Source organism: Paenibacillus sp. FSL L8-0470 (genome assembly GCF_038008625.1).
Lineage (GTDB): Bacteria > Bacillota > Bacilli > Paenibacillales > Paenibacillaceae > Paenibacillus_AQ.
Genome location: NZ_JBBOZM010000001.1, coordinates 5,012,050 through 5,025,060 on the forward strand (window position 1 = coordinate 5,012,050; position 13,011 = coordinate 5,025,060).

The window sequence follows — 13,011 nt, forward strand, 5'->3', positions numbered from 1 at the left end:
TTTTCCGATCATCTTCTGCGGTCCCATCGCACCGCCAATGCAATATATAGCAACCTCATCCGTGCTCATGCTCGCTGCTTTAACTTCAGCAAACCATCCGCAAACACTAGTGCAATTTCTAGCAACCTCATCGGGTCTGACCAATGTTTCTACTAGCACTCCATCCGCGCTCGCTGGTGCTACTTCCAGCAAACCCGCCACGCTCGCTAATGTACCTAAGCAACCTATTTCCACTCCCTAACCACACTCACCACCAGTAACCTACATCCCAGCAATATCCCCCTTACTCACCAGCATATCTTCTGGCATCGTCATCGGCACTCACCAGTGCATCTTCCAACAATCTCGTCAGCACTCTCACCAACGCATCTTCTTGGAAAGCTGCTCCTTCCACCAGCGTCTGCTGCTCTGCGGACTCCAGTGACGTTATTTTGCAATAATGGCCTCTTCGCACGAACGACAGGACAGATGACGCTATCCCTAGTAAAAGTCGATGATTTAGTTGATCTACGAGCAAATAAGTGCGCTGGAGTCCGGCAAGCAGGCCAAGCAAGCGAAATCCGGAAAATAAGAACTCTGGAGTCCGCAGCTTCTCTGCGTATCTACTGCCTGCTCCCAAAAAACGTGTTGCCCACGAATTCCCCCCCTATTCCCACAGCATGACGGTGGGCGCTTACTCCCAATAGAACGGGCCATTCCCCTTCAGCCGTGCCAGTCCTTCGACATAGAAGAAGTCTCCGTAAATAAGGGGAACATCAATGTTTGTTCCGGCCGGATAATTGCTCGTACCATGGAGGATCAATCCCTCCTCAGCGTCGTTGTCCCAGGTGCCGTAATTGCGGTAGAGCGATTCCAGCATCCGGATCGCAGGCTCCCGGTAGACCGGTGCCTCGGTCTCTCCGACTTTGTCGGCAAGCAGCAGCAAACCGCTTGCCGCACAAGCGCCGGCTGACGAATCGCGGAAGCCGCGCGCTTCTCCGGGTGCGCGGAAATCCCAGTGCGGGACGTGGTCCTCCGGCAAACGGGCCAGGAAGAAATGGGCCACCTTCTGGGCGGTATGGAGATATTCAGCCTTGCCGGTATGATGGTAGGCCAGCGTCAGTCCATAGATCGCCCAGGCTGTGCCGCGGGACCAGGCCGACCCGGCGGCATAACCCTGGCCGCCGATGCCTTCGAGGAATTCGCCGGTTACGGGATCGAAACGGACAATATGATACACGGAGCCGTCCGGGCGGATGAAGTGCTTCACGACCGTGTCCATATGTGCTTCGGCAATATGGCGGTAACGCGGATCTCCGCTGGTCTCCGCTGCCCAGAAAAGCAGCGGCATGTTCATCGCACAGTCAATGATCGCGTATCCGCGGTTATCTTCGCCTTCATACCAGGGATTCCAGGCCCGGATGTAGCTTCCTTTCAGATTAAAGCGGGCCGCGAGAAAATTCGCTGCCTTCAACGCTCTAACCTTGGAATCCTCGCTGGCTAGCAGCTTGTAGGAAGCCACGCTGGTCAAAGTCCACATAAAGCCCAGATCATGGTCAAGTCGGACATAATCATTCAGAACCTGGTCCAGCTGTTCCTCACAGTCCTCTGCCAGCGCGCGCAAAGACTCGTCCTTGCTGTCGTTATACAGAAGCCACAGCTGTCCCGGCCAGAAGCCGGCTGTCCACCAGTACGGCTGGGCCAGTTCATATTGGCCGCCTTGACTGGCATGGGGAAAGCCCGCGCCGATTCTCCGGCTGTTCTTCCGTGTCTTCTCCAGTGCCTTGCTCCACGCTTCCTCTACCCAGCCCAGCTTTGTTTCCGCTGTCATCTCTAGCCACCGCCATTCATTGTTTTGGATGATACATGTTGAACTCTAGATTTCCATATTAGATCGGGTTGTAACTGCGGGGGATGTTTGAACTTCCGGCCGCTGTTGTCCCCAGATTTCTTCTATTGAACCGCTCATCACGGTTGAAAGCATATTTAGTCCAGGAATCTGAATTCAAAATGATATCTTTCATGCTTACCCGGCTTCCCGGCATAAAAATCCAGACCATACCAAGTCTTCACCTTACCGAAATGGTCGTTATAGCTATGCACGGAAATTTCGGGCTTCAGCTTCGCAATGTCATAGCTGATACGCAACCCACGCTGCCCCTGCCCAGCTGCTCCTCTATTTGCCTTTCCATGAGCTTGTCCATCATCTGCCTGTCCCTGTCCCTGTTCATACCCATCTCCGTCTCCCTGCCTCTCAAGCAGCACCGTATCTTCCTCCAGAACAGGCGGAATAAAGGTAATAAACCGTTCAACCAGCGCCGCTGGAGCTTCCGCAAACCGGAATTCATCAGTCATCGCAAGTACAGGAGGATTAACGCCTGTCTCCCATTTGAAGCGGCGTGTTAAGCCCTCCAAGCTGCCAACACGGTATGCACGGGTCAAATCAAGCTCCAGCACATCACTGCCGTCCCCGGCCTTCGCTTCCTGAACTTCAGCATAAGCCTCCGCTCCCGCAACCTGGTACTGCCCGTCTATAATTGGCACGCTATGGCCTTGAGAACCGTTGCAATCATAGGAGTACCGCTCTGTTCCGAAGTAACCTGAAGTGTATTCCCCGCTGCCCAGCTCGGAAATATATACCGTTCCTTCTCCCTGCAGGATAAATCCCCCGAGGTCATTGTGGTTATGAGGTTCGTCATTGTTGCCGCCCTTGGCAGCAAACCCGAAACCGCCATCCGTACCCGAATGACGGGACAACAGCCACTGCGCATCCGGAAGATAATAGCTGGCGCTGCCCCAATCTCTTTGTCCTTCCTCCGGCTTACGCCAGATCAGATTACGCAGCGCAGGAGCCCACCGGCTGCAGTGATCCTCAGTGTAAGCGGCTCTAAGCGACAGCGGAGGTACCTCCACTTCAGGATACGCGGAAGCCAGATAATGGCTGAGTCCTAGAAATACATGGCCTGACTCCAGTGAATCGGAGAAGTTCGCCACAAGCTGCCCGCCGAGAAAACATTTCTGCTGGAAGGCCGCGATGCTGCCTACCTTATCACGCCGGAACCAGTCCAGCTGCCCCCGGCTTTTTTGGCGAAGCAGATCAGCATAGTAGACGAAATAGCCAAATCCGTAATTCCAGTACCCCAACCCTTCAAGACAAGCGCCGTCTTCACCAAAGCCCTGCAAGTAATATTCCATGCTGCCCTGCACTTTGTACAGGATCTCGGTAAGCGTTTCCTTATCTTCCATCAGCAAAAGTGCCGCCGAGCCTATAGAGCCGGAACAAACCGCCGACCAATTATGGGTGGAAGTCTCCCAATGATAGGGTCCGCAGGTTAAGTACGGTACGAACAGCCGCTTATCTATCTCTGCCTTGATCCGGGCCCGCAGCAGGGCAGGCAGCCGTTCGCCAAGAAGACAATTGATTTCGCTGAGTGCAAAGCCTGTCTCTGCCGAGAACAAATCAATCGTCTCTGTGATGCCGGTATCTCCCAGATGAGCGGGGAGACACCAGGTATATTCGTTGCAGATGCTCCACACAATCTCACACACCGCCGTTAAATGCTTCTCCCGCCCGGGTTCCAGCAGCGCCAGCAGAACAGCCGTATTCAGTATTCGCCTGCGCTCGAAATAGACCCGCTCATATTCCAGCCTTGAACCCGTGCGGGCAAAGCTGGAGAACAGCTCATACGTAAGCTCAGGAATAGGAACATCATTCAGCCGTTCGCCTTCCCGGCGGATCTCCGCAAGCTCATCACAGTATAGCGGTGATTCCAGCACATAACTCCAGAATGTCTTCTGATCACCTTCAGGATAATACAACCGGACATCCGACGGTTCCATCGCTGCAATAATGGGATGCAGTTCAATCCTTTGCATATTACGCCGCCTTTCCTGGCACACCTGAATATCAGCCCCGGTATTCCACGGGTGTAACTCCGGCATGCGACTTGAATGTCTTAATAAAATAGCTCTGGTTGTCATACCCAAGCTGCTCACAGATCTCACCGACCGTAGAGTTCGTTCCGTCCAGCAGTTCCTTGGCCCGTTCCATCTTCAGCTTGGTTACATATTCGATAAAAGTAGTGCCGGTTTCCTTCTTAAACAGCCTGCTGAAATAGCTGGAATTCAGGTGCAAGTGATCCGCCACCTCATCCAGGCTGATTCTGGAGCCCAGACGCAGAGAGACATACTGGCAGGCTTCCATCACCTCAGCCCGTTTGCTTGCCCCGGCGCCCGCACCTTTGGCGCGGGCGATGGATTTCAGGTGATTATCGAGCCATTCCCGCAGGGCAGGCAGTGAATCAATATCCACAATCTCCTTATGCAGCGTATCCGCCGAATAAGCAGGCCGGACCGACTGCAGGGAATGCAGCTTCAGCTTCAGATCGAGCAGCAGCTTCAGCGTCCAATCCTTAACCACTTCCGGTGCATACTTCTCCTGCCGGATCTGCGCTATCCATTTATCCGTTATCGTGCACGACAAATCAACGGACCTGCCCAGCAGCACCTCTCTCAGCTCCATACTGGCCTGGTCATAATGAGCGAACAGATTGTTGGTGTGGCTGCTGACCGGAGACTGCGGGGACTTCCGCTTCGCAATCTCCCCCTGCTCCAGATAGAAACGTTGTTCTTCCCCCGCCAGCAGTTGGCCAAGCTGTTGCTTCAGCCCCTCCGGCGAACCGGTCCCTTCTCCTGTAATGAAGGACATTTGAATCTTCAGCACCCTGAACAAGGTAGACTGGATCATCTTCAGCCCGGCGGCGGCTTCGGCATAAATATTGCCCTGAAGACCGGGCTTATAGGAGAATAACAAGAATGAAGACTTCACATTGTAACCGACATACAGCCCGCTCGGCTTCATTCCGTCCAGCACCTCATTCATCACATTGCATACAGCAAAATGCAGGGTCTGATCCGAGGAGAAGCGGTATTTCACATGCCGGTAGTCCTCAAGATAGGCGATCACCGGCAGGCAGCATTCTCCATTCTGGAACAATCCATATTCGGCAGCTTCATCCATCCATTTCTCCGGTGAAAGCAGCGGCTGGTGGATAAAATTCTTGATGCTCCGCTCCTTGCGCAGCTCCCGGGTCTCCCCGAACAAATGCTTGATCCGGGAATTCTCCCAGCCTGTCTTGGTTTCCTCATCCAGCGATTCCTTGAATCTGCGCAGGAGCTGCACCAGATCCTCCGGGTCCAGCGCATCCTTCAGCAAATAATCCTGCACATTCAGCCTCATCGCCTGCTGTGCGTACTGAAATTCGTTATGGCAGGAAAGAATGGCAATCCGCACCTCCGGCTTCAGCTCCTTCACGAGTGAAGACAGCTCCAATCCGTTCATCCGCGGCATCCCGATATCCGTAATCAGAATATCCGGCATCTCCAGCCGGGCATGCTCCCAGGCGTTCCAGCCATTCTCATGCGTCCCCATCAGACACAGGCCAAGCTCCTCCCAGCGGATACTTTCGGATAAAAGCTCAATTACAGGATAATCATCATCCACCAGCATGACTTTATACATCCCGGATCACCTCCCTGTGCGGAATAAACATCCTGATTGCTGTACCTTCCCCTGCTATGCTGCTGACTTCAATAGCAAATTCTCCGCCAAAAAGAATTCTCATCCGCTCGACCACATTATGCAGTCCCATGCCGGAAAAAGAGTCCTTAAGCTCTGCCTTCCCGGGAAGGCTCTCCGCTTCCAAGCTTATCTTGCGGGTAAGGCTGGATAATTCGCTGCTGTCCATCCCCCGCCCGTTGTCCTCAATCGTAAGCACGATGACCTTCTCTTCCACGACTGCCCGGATGCTGATCGTTCCCGGCTTTTGGCTGAGACCGTGAATGAGCGCGTTCTCGACAAGCGGCTGAAGAAAGAAACGTGGCACTTTAAGGAGAAAAGCTTCCGGATCAATATCCAGCTGAAGTGCGGCCTCTTCCTTCTGGCGCAGATTCATCAAACTGACATAATGGGAGACCAGATCGATCTCCTCATGCAGGAAAATCTCATCCTCCTCACGGCTGATCGTCATCCGCAGCAGCATGGACAGCGAACCGATCATTTTGGCGCTGTCCGGGTCTCCCCGCTTCATGACCTTCATCCGGATCGAGTTGAGCACATTAAAGAGAAAATGCGGGTTGATCTGGGCCTGGAGCATTTTAAGCTCCGCTTTTCTTTTGCGCGCCTGGGTATCGGACACTTCGGCTATCATTTCCTTGACCCGGTCCAGCATCTGATCGAACAGCAGGCCCAAACGCCCGATCTCGTCATTGCCCCGGACCCCCGAACGCACCAGCAGATTGCCCCGCTGCACTGCCGTTGTCACTTTGCCGAGTCGCACCAGCGGCTTCGTAAAGGCACGGACCAGCGTAATCAGCAGCAGCAGAAACACAAAAAAGGAAATGAGCTGTATGGTAAATACCCGGTTGAATATGGAGCTGATATCGACGATGCTCTGTGAATATGGCTGCATCAGCACAAGCCTCCAGCCGTTGAATGGAATCTGCTGCTGGGCGACCAGATACCGCTCTCCTGCTATGGATACCACAGTGGAATCCTTGAGATGATCCACAGCAGCGGTATATGGAAACGGCTTGCCGATACTTTCGGGATCGCCACCGGAGACGATCATGCCGGCACTGTCCAGCAGCGTCACCTTCTGGCCGGCGGAAAGATTGCCAAAAATCGAATGGAGCTGATCCTCCATAATCGTGACAATGGCATAGCCGTAAATCTCTGTGCTGTCCAGCCGCAGCGTACGGGCAACGGTCAACTGATACGGATGATCAAATTTGTCATAGGAGAAGTCGGTAGACTCGACACCTATCCAATAGGATTCCAGCCCTTTCAGTTCCATTAGCTTCTGGAACCAGGGCTTTTTCTTAAGATCCAGCGGATTGTAATCGCTAACAGAATAGTTCATATAGTAAGCATTGTTGGTCAGCAGAATCGTAACATAGCAGTTCTGGCCTACAACCGTAAGGGTATCAAGCTGCTCCAGCACCCGGTTACTGTCCATAAAGCGTTCATACTCATTGCCGCTGGCATTGCCCGAGGCCACCAGCTTGAAATAGGCTCTCAGCCCGGGATTGGTCTGCACGTAATTGGCAATGGTCACCATTCCCTTCAAGCTGTTCATTACTGAACCGCTCACCAGCTGCAGAGAATCCTCCGCATTTGAAACCGCTTGCCGTTTTACGGCCTCTTGGGTCAAGGAATTATAAATGATTAGTGTCAGAGCGGCTGGAACGAGAATACAAGCCACAGCTGCCAGGATCAGCTTATGGCGGATGGATTTAGGGGCAAGTTCCCTCAGTCTGCTAATCATATCGGATGTCCCCCTGAAACAAGTAGAAACGGTGCGCCTCCCCTTGAAGGAAGGCATCCGTTTCTGCAAGAAGTATAAGGTTAAAACATTATATCAATTATTTTTTGTTGGCAGCAATAATTTTGTCGACCCGCTCCTTGGCGTTTTTCACCGTTGTATCCACATCCTGATCGCCGAGGATCATTTTCTCGTATTCCTCATTGATCGCCTTGTAGACCTCAGCCTGGTAGGTGGCGGGTGGAATAATCGCCGAAGCTTTAGAAGCTACGAGAGTATCTACCAGTGACTTTTTGTCCACATTCTCCGGATTTTTGGTGCCGGTGAGAATCGTATCAATGATGCCTTCCACCTGATCGCTGGTCACCTTGCTCCAGGCCGGGATGTTTTTACCTTGGACAAGCTGTCCTTCCGTTGTGTACCAGCGTACAAATTTGTAAGCCGCTTCTTTATTCTTAGATTTGGCTGCCACAGCCACATAGTCTGTAGTAACCGGAGTCAGACCGTTTTCATCGCCTGCAGTGTTCTTAGGGAACGGGGCAACCGCCACATTAAAGTTCAAAGGCACCTTTTCCGTACCGCCAATTTCCGTGTTCATCCAGCTGCCGATCAGAATCATGCTGGCGGATTGGTTGAAGAATTGTGTCCGGTAGGCCAGCTTCTGGGAGATCATATCGGAATAGGGCACCGAGGATTTATCCTCTTTCTCCATCCGCAGTCTCAGCTCAAGCGTCGCCTTGAAGTTTGGATCGTCCAGATTGGACGTGCCATCGGCTTTGAGAAACTCGGAGTTCTGCGCTTGATTCTCCAGCTTCAGCTTCAGGAATTCCATCCAGCCGCCGGCTTGAGGGCCATGGAAGTAGGTTCCGTAGCGTTTCTCCGCACCTTCACCTTTAGTCAGCTTCTTGGCGTAGTCAGCAAAATCATCCCAGGTCCATTCGGCCGGCACCGCAAGACCCGCTTCGTCCAATTGGTCCTTGTTCAGCAGCACATACCATGGATTGAATTTACCCGGAAGCGCGAAGACCTTGCCGTCCAGATGGGTATCCACCTTGTAATCCTCTTCCACCTTATAGTTATCCTTGGCAATGTACTCATCCAGCGGTTCCGCCATGCCAAGCGCGACACGCTGCGCATAACCCGCCGCATCGCTGAACATCAGAATATCCATCTGGGCTGAGGACGCTGCCTCCAGATCCAGCTTTTTGAAGGCCTCCTGTGTATCTCCCTTCTCGCTGAGCTGTACCAGCTCAATCTTCACGCCCGGAGTTGCCGCTTCATAAGCCTCCAGCGTATGCTTCCAATTATAGGCTTCTTCAGTACCGTAGGTGTAGAGCCGCAGATTAGTGGTCTCGGTACTGCCGGAGGCCCCGCCGTTTGTGCCTGCAGTCGCTCCACCGTCCGCAGCATTGTTATTGTTATTACCGCCGCAGCCCGACAGCAGGCCTAACATCAGAACCCCCGTAATTGCTCCTGCCCATACTTTTGTTCTCATTTCTATAACCCTCCTCAAAGTTTTCTTCAGCTTTCACTTACTTGAAACTGACAACTGAATTATAGAATACGCTTTCATTTGACACATGAAACAATATTTACTTTTATTGAATTATTTTTACTTCTATTAAATATAGGAGAGTTCCCGCTTGCAGCTTACCCTTTAACACCGCCAAGAGCAATTCCTTCGATAACACTTTTTTGGCCAAGGATAAAGATAATAATGAGCGGAAGAATTGCCGACACTGCGGCCGCCATGATCAGGGAATAGAACTCTCCGCTCATGGAAGTGAATTTTTGAATAGCTATCGGAAGGGTCAGCAGCTTGTCGCTTCGGATAAAGATCAGCGGATTCTGATAATCATTCCAGGTCCAGATGAACCGGAGTATAGCATAAGTGGCCACAGCAGGCTTCACCAGCGGAAGTGCAATCGACCAGAAGATTCTGGGGTGGCCCGCACCGTCTATTTTAGCTGATTCAATGAACTCCTGGTGCAGTCCCATAAAGAACTGCCGCAGCATAAAGGTGCCAAGCACACTGAAACTGCCGAGCAGAATCAGTCCAAAATGGCTGTCAAACAGCCCGATATTACGGTACAGGATAAACTGCGGAATCAGGATCGCCTGTCCTGGAATCATATACGTCACGAGTACGATCATAAACAGGAAATTACTGGAGCGGAATTTGATCTTCGAAAAGCCGTAGGCGGCCATTGCCGAGACCAGACAGGACAACGCCGTCGTGATCAGCGCTACTTTAATCGAGTTCCAGTAATATAGAGTGAACGGGTAATCCCCGAACCAGACTTCCTTGTAATTCTCAATGGCATTCCACTTCTTGGGGAGCCACTGGATCGGGTAAGCAAACACTTCCGACTCTACTTTGAACGACGTTACCAGCATCCATATAAAAGGCAGCAGGAACAAAACACTTCCCGCAAACATTACAACCGTAATAATTACTTTGCGCCAGTCCAAGCCTGTGCGTATTTCCATAGTTTCTCTTCCCTCCCTTGCCGCCCTAGTAATTAACCCATTTTTTCTCTGCCAGCCACTGGCCGAAAGTAATCAGCATCACGAAGATGAACAAGACCACAGCGATGGCCGACGCATAACCAACCTTCAGATTTACAAAAGCTGTATCGTATAAGTACCAGACCATCATTGTCGTTGAGCCGATAGGGCCGCCCTGCGTCAGGACAGCGATAATATCAAACACTTTAAAAGTGGCAATAATACCGGTTACAAGAAGAAAAAAGGTCGTTGGTGACAGCAGCGGGAAGGTGATCCGTCTGAATTTTGTCCAGGCGCCTGCTCCATCAATGTCAGCCGCCTCATACAGATCCTTCGGAATGGACTGCAGTCCGGCGATGTAAATAATCATATTGAAGCCGATGGAGATCCAGACAGAGATCATCATGATCGAGATCAACGCGAAATGCGGGTCGGCAATCCATTTCGGCGGGTCGGCAATTCCGATAGCCTTGAGCATTTCATTAATAGGTCCATAGGAGGGCTGGAACAGCACCTGCCATACGATGGCTACCGCTACGGTCATGGACACATAAGGAACGAAATAGGCAATTTTGAAATATCCCTTCATATACACATAACGGTCAATCAGAATCGCCAGCACCATCGACACCAGCAAATACACCGGCACCGTCAGCAGAAACAGAAAATTGTTGCGCACCGAACGGATGAACATCTCGTCCTGCAGCAGATTGGTGAAATTCTGCAGGCCTACCCAGCGGATGCCGTCAAAGCCCTGAACAAAGTTCCAATCGGCAAATCCGAGGAATAACGTGGCGATGATCGGAATCAGCACCAGTATCGTCACCCCGACCAGCATCGGGCTTACGAACAGCAGTCCGGAAAGCGTCTCACCCTTTTGCAGCGACCAGGCTCTACGGCTGCGCACAGGCGGTTGTTGCGGTAAAGTTTCCAGGTTTTGTCCCATGTCTAACACCTCAATAGTTTCGTTATTGGTTATGCGCTATTTATAAATTTAGTATAAAAAAAATACCGCCAGCGCTTTGACGGTATTTTGATCATATTGGATGTAATTTTTACTTCTTCTTTTTGCCCTTCGCATCTTTCTCGGTTGCTGCAATGAGCTCTCCATCGTAAGTATAAAGCACGTTGTCTTCCAGACGTTCGCCTTCCAGAACTTTGCGCACCAGCGCTTTGGCCGATTTGGGGGTAATCTCCTTATACCACACTCCTTTCGGATAGGAAATCACTACGCAGGCATCCGAGCATCTTCCGTTGCAGCGGGTAACCGTCGTATGAATCAGCCGTTCCGCGCCCTGCTTCTCGATCTCATCCTCAATTGCATCAGCCACCTCTTCACCCTTATGCTTTCTGCAGCTGCTCCCATTGCAGATCAGCAGATGGCTTACTGTTCCTTGCAAATTCCAGGTCGTCATGGAATGTCCCACCTCTTTCTGAACAATAATACCTTTACATGAATTCTTCTAAACTCTACCGATTGCCCGGACAATCGTCAATAGGGTGAAAGACTGCTATAATACAAATGAGAATTATTATCAAACATCAAAGGAGTGATTCTATCCATGCCTCTCCGGCAACCTGGCGAATCCCGTTCTCATCCCCATCCTTTCTACTTCCCGGTACGCGTTGAAAATCTAGCCGGATTAGCCGCAAGCATTGCTCCCGGATCCTCCGGACACTTGTCTGTTATTGTAACCGGAGGCAGCGGAACTATCGATATTCAAGACGAACGCCTTAGCCTATCCGGCGGCAGTATGCTGTGCTGCAGTACACAATCCGGTGTTTCTCTAAGCCCGCAGCATCAGTTGCAGGGCGTATGGATTGAATACTCTACATTTCCGCTGCAGAGCAATGATACAAATCCCCTAAACGACAGGCACCCGTTGGGAAATTGCTCGACCAAGATTTGCACAATCGCAGCCCGCCTGCTGAGAGTCTGGGAGGGGAGCGAAATTCAGTCCCCTTTCACCGTACAGCAGGTATTCACCGAATTGCTGACCGAGCTTTATGGCGAAATCAGAGAGAATAGCCAATCCCCGGCGCATTGGCTTGACCGCGTGCTGGAATATATAGAAGCACATTATTCCGAGGATATCACAAGAAGTCAGATGGCCGAACAGGCAGGGGTTAGCCCGGAACACTTCTCGCGGGTCTTCCGCAAAGCTACCGGACAAACCTTCAATGAATATGTAACCCTGCAGCGCATCCGCAGAGCCCAGAAGCGTATGCTGACCGGTGCTCCGAATTTGTCTCAGCTCGCGCTGGAGGTCGGCTATGTTGAAGGGACCTACTTAAGCCGGAAATTCAAGCAGGTCGTTGGCATTTCTCCTGCAGCCTACCACCGTAAGAATAAAAGAATTGTGGCCCTCAATTTCAACCATACCGCAAGCCTGCGGGCTCTGGAGATTATGCCACAGCTTGGAGTGTATTCCGGGTGGATGGAACGTCATGAGGCGGTTCCTTCTGCGCTTAAGCTTCAGCTCGAAGGCAGCAGCGCGGCCATGCTCTATAACAGGGTTGCCGCTGTGCGCCCGGATGTCATCATCAGCTATGACCTTCCCGGAGAGAGTAAGCAGCTGCTGCCGGTAGCTCCAGTGATAGAGCTGCCTTACATGCAAATGGACTGGCGCGAGCAGTTTCGGATGATCGCCGGGATTGCAGACCGGCAGCCTCAGGCCGAAGCCTGGTTGAGACGTTATGATCAGCTGTGTTACGAAGCTAACCTGCAATTGGACCGGCTGCTTGGTACACGGGGCACAGCCGTCATTTGGGAGTTCGGCACGAGCAGCGCATACTGCTTCAGCAGCAGCTATGGCCATGGCTGCCAGATTTTATATGGCGATCTCGGCTTTCAGCCGCCCGGCGTCTTGATGGAGCACGGGCTGATGAACCGTGGCTATCTGGAAATACCGGCTGAGCATATAGCCGATTATCCGGCAGATCATATCTTTTTCACCAGCAGCGCTTCAACCGCTGAGGGTCAGCGGCGCTTCGAGACCCTGCTGCGCTCCGCCCGCTGGCAGGAGCTTGACGCAGCCCGCAGCGGGCATGTCTATCTACTCGATCAGCCGGACATGTTCTATGGGTTTGACCCCCTCTCTTCATTGGCTCAGCTAAAGACGCTCATGAGAACAATAAGATCACAAATTTCCATAGGACAAGATCACATTAAGCCATAGTGTTCACCCGCTGAAATCTGTAA

The 13,011-nt window shown here is 51.9% G+C and carries 10 protein-coding genes; 1 reads left to right on the plus strand and 9 read right to left on the minus strand.

Annotation, left to right across the window (positions count from 1 at the left end; translation table 11 throughout):
• Positions 1-283 precede the first annotated feature (283 nt).
• The 9 genes from NST99_RS22940 to NST99_RS22980 all read right to left on the minus strand — a co-directional run bounded on the left by NST99_RS22940 (position 284) and on the right by NST99_RS22980 (position 11,224).
• Positions 284-454, minus strand: a complete 171-nt coding sequence (locus tag NST99_RS22940) for a hypothetical protein (protein ID WP_341094631.1) — start codon at positions 452-454, stop codon at positions 284-286.
• Between the two features lie 219 nt (positions 455-673).
• The gene (locus NST99_RS22945; RefSeq protein ID WP_341094632.1) at positions 674-1,810 is read right to left on the minus strand and encodes a glycoside hydrolase family 88 protein; all 1,137 of its coding nucleotides are present in this window, start codon (positions 1,808-1,810) and stop codon (positions 674-676) included.
• 155 nt (positions 1,811-1,965) lie between these two features.
• Positions 1,966-3,855: a hypothetical protein gene (locus NST99_RS22950; protein WP_341094634.1), complete on the minus strand. Its 1,890-nt coding sequence runs from the start codon at positions 3,853-3,855 to the stop codon at positions 1,966-1,968.
• Between the two features lie 31 nt (positions 3,856-3,886).
• Positions 3,887-5,500: a response regulator transcription factor gene (locus NST99_RS22955; protein WP_341094635.1), complete on the minus strand. Its 1,614-nt coding sequence runs from the start codon at positions 5,498-5,500 to the stop codon at positions 3,887-3,889.
• Entirely contained in the window at positions 5,493-7,304 is a 1,812-nt protein-coding gene (locus NST99_RS22960) for a sensor histidine kinase (RefSeq protein ID WP_341094637.1), read from the minus strand. The genes NST99_RS22955 and NST99_RS22960 overlap by 8 nt, the downstream gene beginning before the upstream one ends.
• A 97-nt stretch (positions 7,305-7,401) precedes the next feature.
• Complete coding sequence (locus NST99_RS22965) at positions 7,402-8,796, minus strand: extracellular solute-binding protein (RefSeq protein WP_341094638.1); 1,395 nt, start codon at positions 8,794-8,796, stop codon at positions 7,402-7,404.
• Between the two features lie 155 nt (positions 8,797-8,951).
• Complete coding sequence (locus NST99_RS22970) at positions 8,952-9,791, minus strand: carbohydrate ABC transporter permease (RefSeq protein WP_038594650.1); 840 nt, start codon at positions 9,789-9,791, stop codon at positions 8,952-8,954.
• A 25-nt stretch (positions 9,792-9,816) separates the two neighbouring features.
• Positions 9,817-10,755: a carbohydrate ABC transporter permease gene (locus NST99_RS22975; RefSeq protein ID WP_341094640.1), complete on the minus strand. Its 939-nt coding sequence runs from the start codon at positions 10,753-10,755 to the stop codon at positions 9,817-9,819.
• A 109-nt stretch (positions 10,756-10,864) separates the two neighbouring features.
• Entirely contained in the window at positions 10,865-11,224 is a 360-nt protein-coding gene (locus NST99_RS22980) for a (2Fe-2S) ferredoxin domain-containing protein (protein ID WP_341094643.1), read from the minus strand.
• A gap of 147 nt (positions 11,225-11,371) precedes the next feature.
• Between NST99_RS22980 and NST99_RS22985 the strand changes: the two genes are divergently transcribed.
• A complete protein-coding gene (locus NST99_RS22985; protein WP_341094644.1) occupies positions 11,372-12,988 on the plus strand; it encodes an AraC family transcriptional regulator in 1,617 nt (538 codons plus the stop codon).
• The last annotated feature ends 23 nt before the right edge of the window (positions 12,989-13,011 follow it).